Genomic DNA, 15,165 nt, shown 5'->3' on the forward strand with positions numbered 1-15,165 from the left:
TCATGCTAATCGAAATTAAAGACTTAAGAAAAAAATATATCATGGGAGAAATGGAGGTTGAAGCTCTACGAGGCGTCAATCTCAACATTGCGACCAACGAATTTGTGTCTATCATGGGACCATCAGGTTCTGGGAAATCGACACTTATGAATATTCTGGGATGTCTGGATACACCTAGTTCGGGACAATACCTCTTCGATTCCATCGATATTTCATCTCGCACAGACGATGAGCTCTCTGAGATTCGTAATCAAAAAATTGGTTTCATATTCCAAACCTTTAACCTTCTACCCAAGCTGGATGCCTTGCAAAATGTCGAGTTACCCTTAATCTATTCAGGCGTTGAAAAACACCTTAGGAAAGATCTCGCTAAAAAGGCATTGAAAAGGCTGGGTTTAGAAAATAGAATGAATCACAAACCTAACGAACTGTCGGGTGGACAAAGACAGCGCGTAGCCATAGCTCGTGCTCTGGTTACCAATCCAGGGATTATACTTGCTGATGAACCTACAGGAAATTTGGATACTAAAACCGGATTCGAAATTATGGGGATTTTTAAAGAGCTGCATCAGGAAGGCAATACCATTATTCTGATTACTCATGAACCCGAAATTGCAGAACAGGCAGACCGTGGCATTATCATTCGCGACGGCCTGATCACCAAAGATGCACTCAATACAACAATTATTAGTCCCAGCAACGCCATTCTAACTCAAATATAAGCCGTTCAAAAAGAGCAAAAAAATGATAAATCTACAAAGAATAACAGCCATTTTACTTCTATTTTTCTCCTTCAACATCACACTTAAGGCTCAAGAAACTTTAGTTATTAAACTGGATTTAGAAACCAGTATTAAGATTGCCAAAAATCAGAGTTACACAATGCTGATGTTAAAAGAGGGGTTAAATGCAGCTCAATATCAACTAAAAGCTGCAAACAGTTCTTTCAAGACTCATATCAATATGGATATAACAGCTCCGAATTACTCAGAATCAATTGTTGATTTTCAGGATAGCGAGGGTATGACTTATTTTTCGAACAAACAACTGTCCTACTCTGGAAGTCTGACCATCGATCAACCCTTACCTACTGATGGACGCCTGTTTGTACGTTCGGGCATATACAATACCGATGATTACGATCAGGATGAAAAATTCTTGAAACTACAGACCAGAATCGGATTAACACAACCTATTCAGTCTCTATACGCTTACAACTCTATAAAATCTGAATATGAGAAGGCACGTTTGAATTACGATTTAACCAGCAAACGATTAAAAAGAAATGAACTTGATTTAATTTATAGAGTAAGCAAAGCCTTTTACGACCTAAATGCATCAAAAGAACATATGAGCATTACTAAAATGTCGATGGACCGACTTACGGAAGCCTATAAAATTGCTCAAAACAAATACAAAGCGGGCTTAATTAGAGAAGTTGAAGCCTTACAAATGGAAGTCGATTTGGGAGAAGCACAAAATACATACGATCTTGCAACAGTAAACCATTCTTCACAACTCAATGTGTTTAAGCAAGTTTTAGGCCTCCCTCTGTCTGAAAACATTGAATTAAAAAGTAATTTTGATTACGAGCCTATAGAAATTGACATTAAGATCGCTTTGAAAAAGGCAATGGAAAACAGATTAGAACTGAAAGAACAACAACTACAAATCGATCTAACCAATATTGAATTAAAACGCATTAAATCGAAAGGAACCATATCGGGTGATTTAGAAGCCTACTATGATTTTGTTGGCATGGATAAGTACGATATCAAAAAGAATTTGGGAGGTGCCATTAATGGAACATGGGGAACTCTAAAAGACAGACCTGCCAACTTTGGAGTCCTATTAAAGCTGAAAATTCCTATTCTCGATTGGGGGGAAAACCGATCACGTGTAAAAGCTGTAAAAGCAAGAATCAGACAAAGTGTTTATCAGCAAGAAGCTCAAACTGTCGAAATTGAAAGTCAGGTGATCAGAACAGTAAACGAAGTACACAGCACTCTAAGGCGATTAGAGCTGTTAAAAAAGAACAAAGTGATAGCTGAAAAAAGTTTTTCCATATCACAGAACAGGTTTTCAAATGGCGATATCGATAGTCAAACACTGGCACTTGATCGTGAACGTTTAGACAAAACCAACGAATCGCACCTAAGAGCTTTTATCGATTACAAACTAAAATTGGCTGACCTTATGCGTAAAACTTTTTACGATTTCGAGAAAAATCAGGATGTGATTTATTAAGGTAAGGAAGCTTAAGAATTGCTTCAGTAGATTTATTAATTTCGTTGACATCAACTCTCACAATCAACACTGCCCTTGATCCATTCTTTAAATGGAACCAAGGGCAGTGTCTTGCTATAGACTACTTACTGTTGACTGCAAAAGCTTGTCTGTCCCTTAAGCCTGTTATTTACAGGAGCTTTGAACCTTGTTTCAGAGCAAACAAGCAAAAGCACTTTTCATTCCCAACAACCAAGAGTAGTAAGGGCCGAAAAGTGGGGACAGCAGGCAATAAAAAGATTAGGATGAAAAAAGCCGGCTCGTAGAGTCAGCTTCATAATTATTCAGAATATCACACGAGGCATCCTTAGGTATTGGTTGCTGATCATGGGAATCTCGGAAGACTAAAACATTTTTCGATAACAGCGTTTGCGTTTGTGCTGAACATGATCGAATGACTTCCATAACTGAATGGCAACATGATTATTTTCAAGCATTCCGGTTGTTTCTGCAAATCTCAACCCATCGCTGTTCGATGTTTCCAACAGTTCACTCATCAGTATGGATACATAGCCCAGCTTTTGGCAATCGTAATCAACTCCCGTAAGCATTAAATCCATTTCGGTAGGATGTTCAAGGGCTTTTTTCAGGTGCCACCATCCAAAAGGCAATAGTTTACCCTTAGCTTTTTGTAGCGCCTTCGATAAAGAAGGCAAAGCAATAATGAAGCCTACTAATTTATCCTCTTTGTCTAAAATGATTTTTACATAGCGGGGATTAAGAATTGGGAAATATTTCGCGATGTAAAACCTGATGAGCTTTTCGGGCAATTTGAATGTCCCGAATAAATCGGCAAAGGCATCATTAAACACTTTGAATATTTTCTCCTTGTAGGGATCAAGTTCTTTTTTGGTCGTGAAGCTTACAGTCTGTAAACCATATCTTTTCTTAATTAACTCGGCAACACGCTTGGCTTTCTCAGGAGGTGTTTTAGGCAGGCTGATTCTAAATTCAAGCCAATCAATTTCCTTTTCGTAAGCCAATCTTTGAAAATGATTTTGATAGTATTCAAAATGATAATCCGAAGCCATGGAAGGAAGCCACTCGTGACCTTCGATTAAGAGTCCAGCATGATCCAAGTTGGAAAACCCCAGAGGTCCACTGACCCCAATCATTCCTTCTTTTTTTAGCCACTCTTCTGCCACCGAAAAAAGCTTTTCTGAAACTTCAAATTGATCAACAAACTCCGTACGGGTAATTCTTCCAATCTTTTCACCCTGCTTTTCGATGGCCAATATGTTCACAATGGCACCAATACGTCCTACAACTTCTCCATTTTGATAGGCTAACCAAAATTTTGCCTTGCAAAAATCAAAGGCAGGATTTTTATCTTCCATCAATAATTCCAGTTCTCCTGATTTTAAAGGGGGAACCCAGAACTCATTACCTTTATACAACTTATATGGAAAGTTTACAAAAACTTTGCGATGACTCTGTTTCTGAACTTCTACAATCTGAATGGTCATAATTACTCGTAATGTTATAATTTAACTGGTTAATTTCGTTTTTCTAAGCGAAAAATCAAAATTGGGGCGTAAAATACAGAATTCATAGCAATATCACCCTTGCTTTTTAAGGCTGGCTAAATTTAGAACTTTTAAAGCTAACATCAGTATTTCTAATTTTTATGATGTATTGGGTAGTGAGTGAAAATTCATCCGAAAATAAGCGAAAAGGCCTCGTTCTTTTTAAATGCTCAAATGAAATAGTTTCAATCCTATAAGACTTAAATTCAGGTAATATAGCTATTGCCCTGTGGAATACAACAAAAGTCTAATGATATAAATATTAGAATATAAAACTCTTAACATGCGTGTAGTATAAAGAAATTGAAAATCACCAACTCTTTAAACCCGGATTACAAATCTGAAGCAGCAATGCTTTATTTGTGGATATAAATACTAAAAAAAACGCTACTACTGAAGTTCCGTAGAAGCTCCTTCAGAACTACAATGTTCAGGTTTCGAGTATAGAGATTTTGCAATCCCATCAAAATACTGTTTAAATTAGATCTTAGCCATCCCTATCAGGCTAGTGTACCTAATAGAATGACAATTCATCGCAATAAATCTGTTCAATTATGAACAATACGCTGCCCGTTACCGAACATAAACAATAGCAATAATAAAATTACTTATGTGTAATTAGTCTGATTATTAAGTTAATAAACACTTAGGCCTATTTATTGCCCTTATTGAGTTCTAATTAACCCAAACTCCATTAATTTACATGTCAATGAAACTCACAAACAAAAATCTAATCGTCTTTCTCCTATCGCTGGCCTTAATCTCAATGGAGATTATTTGGTCGAGAATTTTCTCAGCGGAATATTTTTACACCTTTGCTTTCCTCATATTGAGTGTAAGTATTCTGGGCTTAGGACTCGGAGCTTTATCCTTGCGTATGAGTAAATGGCTGACAAACATCAATAATTACGGTGGATTATTAAGTATTACGGCTGGACTAATGTTGATTGGTCCCCCACTGGTTCTTCATTTACAACTTGATTTCACTCAATTATTAAGTGATAATTGGATGGTACTAAAACTTATTGCCACCATACTTATTTTAGGTTCTTCGTTTTTTACAGGCGGTATTGTTTTGAGTAGTATCTTCCGAAAAGCACATAGAGATATGCCTCGCCTATATATGGCTGATTTAATTGGCGCAGCAATGGGTGTGGTTATTTCTGTCCTACTGATGAATACAATAGGGACTGACAAAGCTGCTTTGATGATCACATTACCTGTCCTTCTTTCAGCATTATTATGCATTCCCCGCTGGTTTAAAATCATCCCTATCATTCTTCTTCTTGCCAGCTTTACTGCTTTGCCATATAGTTCAGAACTTCTGACTCGACCTAAAAAAGAAAGAGCAGAAGTGATTTACACACACTGGGATGCCATGGCTCGCTTAAAAATATTTAAGTACGATGAAGAAAACTGGGGTTTAAACATCGACGATGCAGCCAATTCACCCGTATTTAAATTTGATGGTAATTTTGATCGTCCTGATTCCCTTAAAGTTCAATTCACAATTCATGCTCACAATCTAACAAGCCAATTCGACTCTTGTCGATTTTTGTCACTAGGTGCCGGAGCAGGCGGTGATGTATTGCAAGCCTTACAGGATGGTGCTACTGAAGTACATGCAGTGGAAGTCAATCCCCATATCAATAAAATGATGACAAAGGGCTTTCTAAAAGATTTTTCAGGTAACATCTATAACGATCCTCGTGTGAAAGTCGTAAGCGAAGACGCACGATCCTATGTGCGACGTTTCGATAATCATTTTGATGTCATCTACTCACGGAGCTCAAACAGCTTCGCGGCTCTAGCTTCAGGTTCCTTTGCCCTTGCCGAGAATTATCTATTTACAACCGAAGCTTTTCAAGATTATTACAAAGCCTTATCGACTAAAGGTTATCTGTTAATGGAACACCAGTTTTATGTTCCGAGAATGGTTTCAGAAGTATTGGAAGCACTGAAGCGTGAAGGTATTGAAAATCCTAAATCTCACATAGCAGTCTATAATTTCCCCACATTTCGTCGTCAAATAATTCTGATGGGGAAACAAGCTCTAAGTAAAGAACTTATTCATGATGCCATTTATGAAGCAAATAAAGAGAACTACCCGTACTACAGACTAATGTACCCAGCTGTTGATTCTGTAAAAAACAACATGATCAATCAAATTATCGTAAATGGCTGGCAGCAGCAACAAGCAAAATTACCAAGTAATATATCACCTTGCTACGACAATCAACCATTTATAGCTCAACTGGGCATGATGAAAAATCTTTCTATAGAAAAGATCAAGAAGCGACTTATGCCTTATGAATTCCAGGGATTCCCACTGGCTAAAGTAATAATACTGGTTATTCTGTTTATTGTCGCAATTCTTATATTACCACTTAACCTACTGCCTTACTTCAAAAAGGGGTCAAAACTCAAAGCTGCAGGATGGTTCTATTTTTTCACAATTGGGATTGCTTTTATGGCTGTAGAGGTCGTTTTAATACAAAAATACACCTTATTTATTGGTTCCTCTTCTTACACATTTATGACCATACTCTTTGTACTCCTTGCCAGTTCGGGAGTTGGTAGTTTGATGAGTCCAAAATTTAAGAAGCATATTCCCTTCCTGTTTATTGCTTTATGGCTCATTGCGGAGATTCTAGTATTCCCTTATATAACCACATCGCTAGCAGGCTTGGGTATAATCTGGCGGATTATCATCACCTGTGCACTTATTGCACCTTTGGGTTTCTTTATGGGAATGCCATTTGTAAAAGGAAGTGCGAAAACGGGTGAACTGATTGACTGGGGATTTGCCATAAATGGAGCAGCTTCGGTTATAGGTAGCACATTGGTTTTGATACCTGTTTTCAATTACGGATTTTCAAGCGGCTTAATACTCGCCATCATCTTCTACCTGATAGCCTATTTCCTATTGCGTAAGCCTCTTAAAACAGAGGACTAATTGTACCATGAATAAACAACAAAAATCCCAGTCATCATGATTGGGATTTTTGTGTTTATCGTAAATACTTCGACAAACTAAGATTGGGCAAGCTCGATCTGGCTTTTAACCTATCCTTTTTGGGTGAAGAGAAATATAAAATGATCCTTTACCGCGATGATGACGATACCAACCGTATTGCCATCGATTATAAAAAAGAAGAGAATACAGTTCTAGCAAATGATAAGCTAACCGTTAAGTTAGCACATGGTGACGGTTGGCTTTCCAGACTGATCACTTTAATCTGAAAGAGTAGATAATGTAAATGTGATTAAAATGAGAATGGAGCTCCCGATATCAATTGGTAGCTCCATTTTTGTATCTATTTTTTACGGTCCCACTGGCTTTAGTCCGCTATTCTGTTCTCAAATTTGAAAATATTCATCGGTCATGCTTATACTGAAGAAAGAAAAAAGGTCTCTGATTCATTATCAGAAACCTTAATTTAAATATTTGAAACTGGTTCTAAGCAACTTCTTTGATAACCAGCGCAACAACAATTCCGAAAATGATATGCCCAGCGATACTCCCTATCATCATTAATACCATATTCCCTTCCATGGGTGGCATACCTCCCATTACCGCTCCCATTATGCCCATCATAATTTGAGCGAAGATGAATATGGCCAATCCACAGATTGTCCCTTTTAGAATTCTACTTTTAATTTTAGATACCAGATTTATTAATAGGAATACATAAGCCATGGCAAATGTTACGCCTATCATAAAGTGCATCAGCCAACCTACCGGTATTGGAAACCCCATCATACTTGAAAGCATTTGGGCTGGATTCATTTTGGGTATTCCCATCAAGGGTGCCAGCATCATGAATAGAGACATAGCGGCTGTTCCAGTAATTCCGCCCACAAGGCCTTTTTGAATTTTAAGTATCATAGTGAATTTTATTTGGTAATTATAAAAAACAGAAGGCTGTCTCTTGCCAAGTCTCTAGTCCTTACATCTTTGTTTTACATGCTTTAGTACAAACATGGCCTTTCTCTCCGTGTGCATAAACACAGGTACCTTTGGCACACGCCTTTGTGCAGACATGGGCTTTCATTTCCATTTTCTCCGAAGCAGAATCCATCATTGCCTTTTTACACTCGGCTGTACACTTGTGCCCTTTCTCTCCGTGTGCATAAATACAGGTGCCCTTGGCACACGCCTTTGTGCAGACATGAGCTTTCATTTGCATTTTCTCCATTTTAGTGTTGGCCTTTTTACACTCGGCTGTACACTTATGCTCTTTCTCTCCGTGTGCATACATATGAACACCGCTGGCACACGCCTTTGTACATACATGGGCTTTCTGTTCCATTTTTGATTTTTCTTTCTTAAGCTTTTCTGTAGTCGTTTGAGCATTAGCTGCTGCAGAAAGACCGATTAAGATTGCGATTGCAAGAAATACATGTTTCATTTTGTTTGATTTTAGTGATCTAACAACTCTGATTTACAAACCAATAGTCGCAACAAGTTACAAAACCTGACAGTTAAATAAAAAAAAACAATGAGTATGAAGCCAATAAGAGCTTAGTGTATAGATGACAAATGACAAGCTGGAAACGATTTTACCAGTTGTTCCATTCAGGCAAGCTGTTCTTGATATAACAAAACGCTAAATAAGATTAAGCTTTATTAAGTACTTGAAAATGAATATAATGCTTTATTAACTTTTTAATTTTTCTAGTTTTTTCACATTTTGAATGAGAACTTCTGTATACTCCCTTTTAATTTGATCGAGTAGATGGCTCACAGTAATGATCGCATTAATCCCTGCAACACCCTGCCCTGCAGACCAAATATCTTTCCAGGCTTTATCATCTTGTGCCGAAAGTTCAGAAAAATATTCTTCTTTTTTTTGGTTAAGATCAATGCCAGCTTTTTCGATACTAGATTTTAAGAAATTGCCATAAACACCCGAAACGGCATCTGTATATAAAACATCGTCGATATGTGAATCAATCAATGAAGCCTTGTATTCATCAGTTGCCAAGCTTTCGTTTGTAGCTATAAATCGCGTACCCATATAAGCTAAATCAGCTCCCATATTTTCTGCTGCTAAAATGTCTTTCCCGCTGTTGATCGCTCCTGCCAGAACCAAAGGACCCTTATAAAAAGATCTGATTTCATCAATTAAAGCAAATGGATTTGCTGTGCCTGCATGACCTCCTGCTCCAGCAGCAACAGCAATGATGCCATCAACACCTACTTCGATCGCTTTTTCGGCATGTCTCTTTTTTATGATATCGTGAAAAACCAAACCGCCATATTGGTGAATGGCATCGACCACATCTTTGGATGCTCCCAATGATGTGATCACCAATGGTACTTTATACTTGACGCAGAGCTGTAGATCTGGTATCAGTCTGGAGTTTGTTCTATTTACAATCAGGTTCACAGCAAAAGGAGCAGGTTCTATTCCTGTTTCTAATTTGAAGCTTTCTAATGCTGATGTGATTTCGATCAACATACGCTCAAAATCCTGAGGTGTTCTTCCATTTAAGGAAGGGAAAGTACCTAACACGCCTTTTTTACAAGATTCGATCACCAACTCAGTTCCTGAAACCAGGAACATAGGTGCTATAATAATGGGCAATGTCAAACTCGATTTTAATTCTTGTATGTTCATTTTAATCCTTTTATAAGCTTATTTCAATTTAGTCATTTATTGTAAATGAAAAGGAATATTCAGCTTGAAAGATTTAATTCTAATGATACGATTCAATATTGAAAGAATAAAATCATCTCATATTTATCCTAAATAATAGCAATATTTCTTTCCGGAAGAACACTTTAGGATACTCCTTGAAATAATAGTATCTTAATTAACTGTATTTTACAAACAAAAAAAATTAACGTAAATAAGGTAAGGTGAAAATTCTACTGACTGGGGCAACAGGTTATATTGGCAAAAGACTCCTACCTATTCTGATTAAGAATGGGCACAGGGTTGTTTGTTGTGTTCGAGATCTAAAACGCTTTAATCCTCCTCCCTCACTCTTACCCCATATCGAAGTCATCCAAGTTGATTTATTAGACTCAGCCTCATTAACACGAATTCCAAAAGATATTGATGCTGCTTATTATTTGGTTCATTCCATGTCTTCATCTAGTAATTACGAAATTTTAGAAAAACAGTCAGCCATCAATTTTAGAGAAGAAATTGAACTAACGCAAGCGATACAGGTTATTTATCTCAGTGGAATAATCAATGAATCAATTTTATCAAAACATTTGAAATCAAGACAAAATGTTGAATTAGAATTGAGTAAGGGTAAATACAATCTGACAACATTGCGCGCAGGAATTATTATAGGTTCTGGTAGTGCCTCCTTCGAAATCATTCGTGACTTGGTTGAAAAACTTCCCATTATGGTCACCCCTAAATGGTTAAAAACGAAATGTCAGCCTATAGCTATAAGAGATGTAATCGGTTTTCTCTCAAAAAGCTTGTTCAATACACAAACATACAATCAAGATTTTGATATTGGTGGCCCTGATATTCTTTCGTATAAGGATATGCTACTAGTATACGCTAAAGCAAGAAACTTAAAACGCAGAATTTATATTGTTCCTGTCATGACGCCTCACCTTTCGTCATATTGGCTTTATTTTGTAACAACAACCTCTTACAAATTAGCCATTGCTTTGGTTAATAGCATGAAAATAGAAGTGATTTGCAGGAATCATAAACTCAATAACATTCTCGGGATTACCCCCCTATCTTATGAAGAAGCTTTATCAAAGGCTTTTCTTAAGATTGAAAGTAATGAGGTGATTTCAAGCTGGAAAGATTCTCTGATTAGTGGTAGACTCAACATTAAAATTTCGGATTTTGTTAATGTACCACGCTTTGGTTGCCTGACTGATAAACGAAGCCGAGTTTATACCGACAGACAACAATGCCTGGATAGAATATGGCGTATAGGTGGTAATACGGGCTGGTATTATGCCAACAGATTATGGCAATTCAGAGGCTACTTAGATCGTTTGGCTGGTGGCGTTGGATTAAGAAGAGGACGAACCAACGAAGAAGAACTGACTGCAGGAGATGCGGTTGACTTTTGGCGCGTTCTGTACGCCAACAAAACAGAAGGGAGATTACTCTTGTTTGCAGAAATGAAAATTCCAGGTGAAGCCTGGTTAGAATTTGAACTTAAAGACGGTAAACTCATCCAGACAGCCACATACAGACCTATTGGCTTATCTGGTAGACTATATTGGTATATTGTATACCCATTTCATGGTTTCATTTTTAAGGGAATGCTAAATAGATTAGCAGGGAAATAACGATATCTTAATACTTGTTAGAATATATGCTCAAAAAAAGGACTACAAAATCGGTAGTCCCTTTCAAATCAACACTATCAATATGGGGTCGCAGATCGTAAGGAGAAACCGTTGGAATCAGACATTATGCTCTTATAAGTTTGGTTTCAAAAACCTATTCCTTTGTTCTTAACCAATGCTAATCTGGTTCACCAAATCGTTTCTGAATGTTTTCCCTATAGGTAATTCATGCCCCTCTACAAGCACACTTTGTTCATTGATACTTTCCAGATAATCCAGGTTAACAACGTAGCTTCGGTGTGTTCGAAAAAAATTTGGAGGCAATTTTCCCATTAAGGAACTAATGCTTCCCCTATGCACAAAATGTTTCCCTTTTGTGTTGTGGATCTCAACGTACACGTGATCACTTTTTAGATAGAGAATATCTTCAAACTTAATCTTATGGAAAACATTTTTATTCTTAAAAAAGAGGGCATCTTTTACGATAATATTTTCCTCTTCTGCTTCTTTACTCTTTTTACTGAAATTATAAAGGGCAATCTCAATGGAGGTATACAAATCATCCTTATTGAAAGGCTTAACTAGGTAAGCTGGAGGTTCTGCCTTTTTGGCCTTTTCTATGGTAGCTGGGTCAGCGTTTGAGGTAAGGAAGATAAAAGGTATATCATACTGTTTCTTAATGGTCCAGGCCAAATCCACCCCATCCTTCTTGCCAGCCAACTGAATATCAAGAATTGCTAAATCAGGCTTCTCGTTCTCAATGGTTTCAATGGCTTCGGTATAATTGATAGCTGGTTCCAAAGCCTCGTAGCCCAAGTTTTCCAAAATATCGCAAATATTATCTGCAATTATAATCTCATCTTCAACTACTAATATCTTCACTTTATTCATGGCACACATTAATTAAGAAATTTCTCTTCGGGCAACTGTATCTTTAAAATAAATGGTAAATACCGAACCATTATCGTAGGTATATTCAGCTTTTCCATAAAGCTGTTTACTAAGTCGGCGCACCAACCTTAAACCAAGTGATTTCGACTTATCGAAATTATAACCCTCAGGTAAGCCTTTCCCATTGTCTTTAATTGAGAGCTTATAATAATCCTGATTATGCTCTAATTTGATATTAAGTTGTCCAATATGTTGTTTTGAGAAAGCATATTTAAAGGCATTGGTTAATAATTCGTTTACAATTAAACCCAGCGGCACGGCAGTGTCAATATCAAAATTGATATCTTCGATTTCAATACTGTGTTCTACTTCCTGTTCTATCTTATTCCCCTCACCTACTTGTATTACCAATTGCTCGATATAATCTTTAAACGAGATACTTTCGATATGTTTGTTCTGATAAAGGTTCTGGTGAATCAAGGCCATGGCTTTCATTCTGGTTTGCCCATCGTTTATAGCAACAAGTGTAGCTTCGTCGTTTATGGTACTGGATTGCAAATCGAGTAAACTAGATACAATCTGAAGATTATTCTTTACTCGATGGTGTATTTCTTTTAGCAGAAGTTCCTTCTCAGAAAGTGATTTATTGATTATGATGTTCTTTTCGTCTAACTCCTTGGCTTGCTTTTTCCTTCTTCTTGCATAGATAAATATAAATATTGCGGTTCCCAATAGAAAAAGAGCAATGAATCCAATGATTATCAAGGCTCTATCTTGTTCTTGAATTTCTTGTTGATGTTTGTAACGCAATTCAAAATCTACCTGAACTCGCGCCAAGCTATCACTAAGTATTTGTTGATCATACTTAAATTTTTCATCGAGTCTGGTGAATTCTTGAATCTTTTCTTCGCTTGAAATACTATCTCTAAAACGTATATGTTTTTCCAAGGTATAATAAGCTTTATTTTTCATACCAAGCTTATTATATACATCTGCTAATGGGTATGTAATATTTTTAATCTCTTCATAATAGCCTAGTTCTTCAGCTACATCTAAGCCTTCTTCTAGAATTGTTTTAGCTTTCTCATACTGATTGGTATGGATGTACGATGTGCCAAGAAAAAATATACCATCGGCATATTGAATATATGATTTGAATTTTTCCGAGAGTGCAATTTTTTTAATGCTATATTCTATCGTTTTTTCATAATTAGGTGTATCCAAAGTAAAATGATAATATGCTAAAACAGAATAATAACCTATCAATCCTTTTTCATAATTGGCTTTCTCATAAATTGTTTTAGCTTTTTCTAGCGTTTCCAAACCAAGCGCTACATTCCCCTCATCTAAGTACAACTCCGAAAGGTTATTATATAAGACTCCTATATCCTTTGATTCATCTATTTTTTTATAGGCTTCAATACCTTTTAAATACACCTCTTTTTCTTTTGCCTTATTATTGGTTTCTCTATATATTAAGCCCATAGAATTATAAGTACTACCTATTCTTGAATGATCGTCAAGTAGTCTAAAGGCATTAATGGAGTTCTGCATGTTTTTTAATGCATTTACATAATCCAGTCTATGGTAATATATCCTTCCTAATTTATTACTTACGATACCATACCATAAAGTATCCTCATTAATTTGAAGTAAGCTTGTCGATTTTTCGTAAAACTTAATAGAAAGTTCAATTTCGCCAATACTTTTATAGATCACGGCGATTTTAACATCCATTTTACCTTGCATTGAAAAATCTTCTTCTGATTCAAAGATTTTCTCTGCCAATTCAAAATGGTAAAGTGATGAATCCTTATCTCCTTTTTTCAAATAGTATTCGCCATACAAACTTTCAGCTTTTCCTATATATAAAGGAAGCTTATTATCTGTTGAAATTTTATGAAGCTTTTGAATTTCTATATAAGAGGAATCTAATTTTTTGGCACGTATATCTTTTGATATATCAATAAACGATGCTTCAGCCAACTCTTCTACAGACTGATTCTGCCCGAATAAGGAAGTTGAACTTATGCTCAATAAAAAAATTAAGAAAGCTAAATAAGTATTTATACTGTATTTCATAGAATCCATCTGATTAAAATAATTATACCTTAACTCACTGCCCTTGTAAATAGCAACTCCAAAATCAAATAAATTAAGGGTCTCAAAAATAGCAAAAAACATCTGTTTCTTAATCAGATTCCCAGGGGCTGAATAAAAAAAAATGCCTTATCTTAAAATCAAGCTAAATGAGAATAGTCAACCTCAATACAAGCTAAAAAAGTGTAGCCTCCCGACCACACCTTTATATTCTTTACAAGCATTCTTGTGCGTTTACATATCAATATCTGACATAGCATCATATAATCCTTATCTTATTTGATCGCCACACCTCTAATCTGCGGAATGATAGGAACAATAGGAGAATACAGATTATATGTTTCAACTCGTAGATCAGAAAATCCTGCAGATTCAATATAAGGCTGAATATCTCGATTGGTATGACAACCTTCAAAACAATAGTGCCAGGGTTTGTGAAGCAAGTTCTGTATCCTTGATAGGACAGAATTCTCTCTGGCTTTAACATGCTCAATAAAAACAAATTTCCCTGAAGGTTTCAAAATTCTCTTCACTTGTCTCAAACATTCTTCAAGGTCATTAACGGTACAAAGAACAAGTGTACTCATAACAAAATCGTGCGATTCATCCTCCAAGTCAATAGCCTCTCCAACCAATGAACGAATCTCTAGATTGATGCCATACTTATCTGCCGTTTTCTTCAAACTCTCGTGCATGTGCACATTGGGTTCGATGGCAATAAGATGTGTACCTCTTCTCAAATAGCGCATATTTTCACCTGTTCCCGAACCAATCTCTACAAGCCTTTCAGGATGATCTTTAAACATGGCGTTTTTCACATCGCCAAACTTATAATGCATATAAGTCGACATGATTCTTAAGAGCCATGAATTAATTGGTCCGCGTATGGCATTATTTTTAAATTGATTCTCCATAAGGAAAGACTCGATTAGGTAATTAGATTCTTCTGACTGCCAAAAGTAAGAAAAAAGAGATGGAAACACAGAAACTCATTGTATCCATGGAAAAAGGCAAAGCAATTCAGGACGACTCTTATAATCAAAAAAAAAGCCCTTAGGAAAATTCCTAAGGGCTAAT

Annotated in this window: 12 protein-coding genes; 5 read left to right on the plus strand and 7 right to left on the minus strand. The window is 36.4% G+C overall.

Annotation, left to right across the window (positions count from 1 at the left end; translation table 11 throughout):
- The first annotated feature begins 2 nt into the window (after positions 1-2).
- Both ACXR6G_RS01550 and ACXR6G_RS01555 read left to right on the plus strand, forming a co-directional pair.
- A complete protein-coding gene (locus ACXR6G_RS01550) occupies positions 3-722 on the plus strand; it encodes an ABC transporter ATP-binding protein (protein WP_458359636.1) in 720 nt (239 codons plus the stop codon).
- Positions 723-744: 22 nt separating this feature from the next.
- A complete protein-coding gene (locus tag ACXR6G_RS01555; protein ID WP_458359637.1) occupies positions 745-2,247 on the plus strand; it encodes a TolC family protein in 1,503 nt (500 codons plus the stop codon).
- A 383-nt stretch (positions 2,248-2,630) separates the two neighbouring features.
- Here ACXR6G_RS01555 and ACXR6G_RS01560 read toward each other — a convergent pair whose 3' ends face one another.
- Positions 2,631-3,752 (minus strand): hypothetical protein, encoded by a 1,122-nt coding sequence (locus ACXR6G_RS01560; protein WP_458359638.1) that lies wholly within the window; start codon positions 3,750-3,752, stop codon positions 2,631-2,633.
- 769 nt (positions 3,753-4,521) lie between these two features.
- Between ACXR6G_RS01560 and ACXR6G_RS01565 the strand changes: the two genes are divergently transcribed.
- Both ACXR6G_RS01565 and ACXR6G_RS01570 read left to right on the plus strand, forming a co-directional pair.
- Positions 4,522-6,768: a spermine/spermidine synthase domain-containing protein gene (locus ACXR6G_RS01565; RefSeq protein ID WP_458359639.1), complete on the plus strand. Its 2,247-nt coding sequence runs from the start codon at positions 4,522-4,524 to the stop codon at positions 6,766-6,768.
- Positions 6,769-6,851: 83 nt separating this feature from the next.
- Positions 6,852-7,055 (plus strand): glycoside hydrolase family 97 C-terminal domain-containing protein, encoded by a 204-nt coding sequence (locus ACXR6G_RS01570; protein ID WP_458359640.1) that lies wholly within the window; start codon positions 6,852-6,854, stop codon positions 7,053-7,055.
- Positions 7,056-7,272: 217 nt separating this feature from the next.
- Here the strand turns inward: ACXR6G_RS01570 and ACXR6G_RS01575 are convergent, their stop codons facing one another.
- The 3 genes from ACXR6G_RS01575 to ACXR6G_RS01585 form a co-directional block, all read right to left on the minus strand.
- The gene (locus tag ACXR6G_RS01575) at positions 7,273-7,701 is read right to left on the minus strand and encodes a DUF6789 family protein (protein WP_458359641.1); all 429 of its coding nucleotides are present in this window, start codon (positions 7,699-7,701) and stop codon (positions 7,273-7,275) included.
- Between the two features lie 61 nt (positions 7,702-7,762).
- A complete protein-coding gene (locus ACXR6G_RS01580; protein WP_458359642.1) occupies positions 7,763-8,224 on the minus strand; it encodes a hypothetical protein in 462 nt (153 codons plus the stop codon).
- 249 nt (positions 8,225-8,473) lie between these two features.
- A complete protein-coding gene (locus ACXR6G_RS01585; RefSeq protein WP_458359643.1) occupies positions 8,474-9,436 on the minus strand; it encodes an NAD(P)H-dependent flavin oxidoreductase in 963 nt (320 codons plus the stop codon).
- A gap of 242 nt (positions 9,437-9,678) precedes the next feature.
- Between ACXR6G_RS01585 and ACXR6G_RS01590 the strand changes: the two genes are divergently transcribed.
- Positions 9,679-11,097: an SDR family oxidoreductase gene (locus ACXR6G_RS01590; protein ID WP_458359644.1), complete on the plus strand. Its 1,419-nt coding sequence runs from the start codon at positions 9,679-9,681 to the stop codon at positions 11,095-11,097.
- Between the two features lie 168 nt (positions 11,098-11,265).
- On the opposite strand, the gene ACXR6G_RS01595 is transcribed toward ACXR6G_RS01590, so the two are convergent.
- From ACXR6G_RS01595 to ACXR6G_RS01605, 3 genes are all read right to left on the minus strand, one after another.
- Positions 11,266-11,988, minus strand: coding sequence for a response regulator (locus tag ACXR6G_RS01595; protein ID WP_458359645.1), 723 nt, complete (start codon positions 11,986-11,988; stop codon positions 11,266-11,268).
- Positions 11,989-12,000: 12 nt separating this feature from the next.
- On the minus strand, positions 12,001-14,070 hold the full coding sequence (locus ACXR6G_RS01600; RefSeq protein WP_458359646.1) for a tetratricopeptide repeat-containing sensor histidine kinase: 2,070 nt from the start codon (positions 14,068-14,070) through the stop codon (positions 12,001-12,003).
- A 293-nt stretch (positions 14,071-14,363) separates the two neighbouring features.
- Complete coding sequence (locus ACXR6G_RS01605; RefSeq protein WP_458359647.1) at positions 14,364-15,002, minus strand: class I SAM-dependent methyltransferase; 639 nt, start codon at positions 15,000-15,002, stop codon at positions 14,364-14,366.
- Between the last annotated feature and the right edge of the window lie 163 nt (positions 15,003-15,165).

Source organism: Ancylomarina sp. YFZ004 (genome assembly GCF_054254355.1).

What these genes read in the sequence shown, in the direction of transcription:
- ACXR6G_RS01560 (WP_458359638.1), bottom strand. Translation starts at nt 3,752, where the DNA reads ATGACCATTCAGATTGTAGAAGTTCAGAAACAGAGTCATCGCAAAGTT.
- ACXR6G_RS01580 (WP_458359642.1), bottom strand. Translation starts at nt 8,224, where the DNA reads ATGAAACATGTATTTCTTGCAATCGCAATCTTAATCGGTCTTTCTGCA.
- ACXR6G_RS01605 (WP_458359647.1), bottom strand. Translation starts at nt 15,002, where the DNA reads ATGGAGAATCAATTTAAAAATAATGCCATACGCGGACCAATTAATTCA.
- ACXR6G_RS01550 (WP_458359636.1), top strand. Translation starts at nt 3, where the DNA reads ATGCTAATCGAAATTAAAGACTTAAGAAAAAAATATATCATGGGAGAA.
- ACXR6G_RS01555 (WP_458359637.1), top strand. Translation starts at nt 745, where the DNA reads ATGATAAATCTACAAAGAATAACAGCCATTTTACTTCTATTTTTCTCC.
- ACXR6G_RS01575 (WP_458359641.1), bottom strand. Translation starts at nt 7,701, where the DNA reads ATGATACTTAAAATTCAAAAAGGCCTTGTGGGCGGAATTACTGGAACA.
- ACXR6G_RS01595 (WP_458359645.1), bottom strand. Translation starts at nt 11,988, where the DNA reads ATGAATAAAGTGAAGATATTAGTAGTTGAAGATGAGATTATAATTGCA.
- ACXR6G_RS01565 (WP_458359639.1), top strand. Translation starts at nt 4,522, where the DNA reads ATGAAACTCACAAACAAAAATCTAATCGTCTTTCTCCTATCGCTGGCC.
- ACXR6G_RS01585 (WP_458359643.1), bottom strand. Translation starts at nt 9,436, where the DNA reads ATGAACATACAAGAATTAAAATCGAGTTTGACATTGCCCATTATTATA.
- ACXR6G_RS01600 (WP_458359646.1), bottom strand. Translation starts at nt 14,070, where the DNA reads ATGAAATACAGTATAAATACTTATTTAGCTTTCTTAATTTTTTTATTG.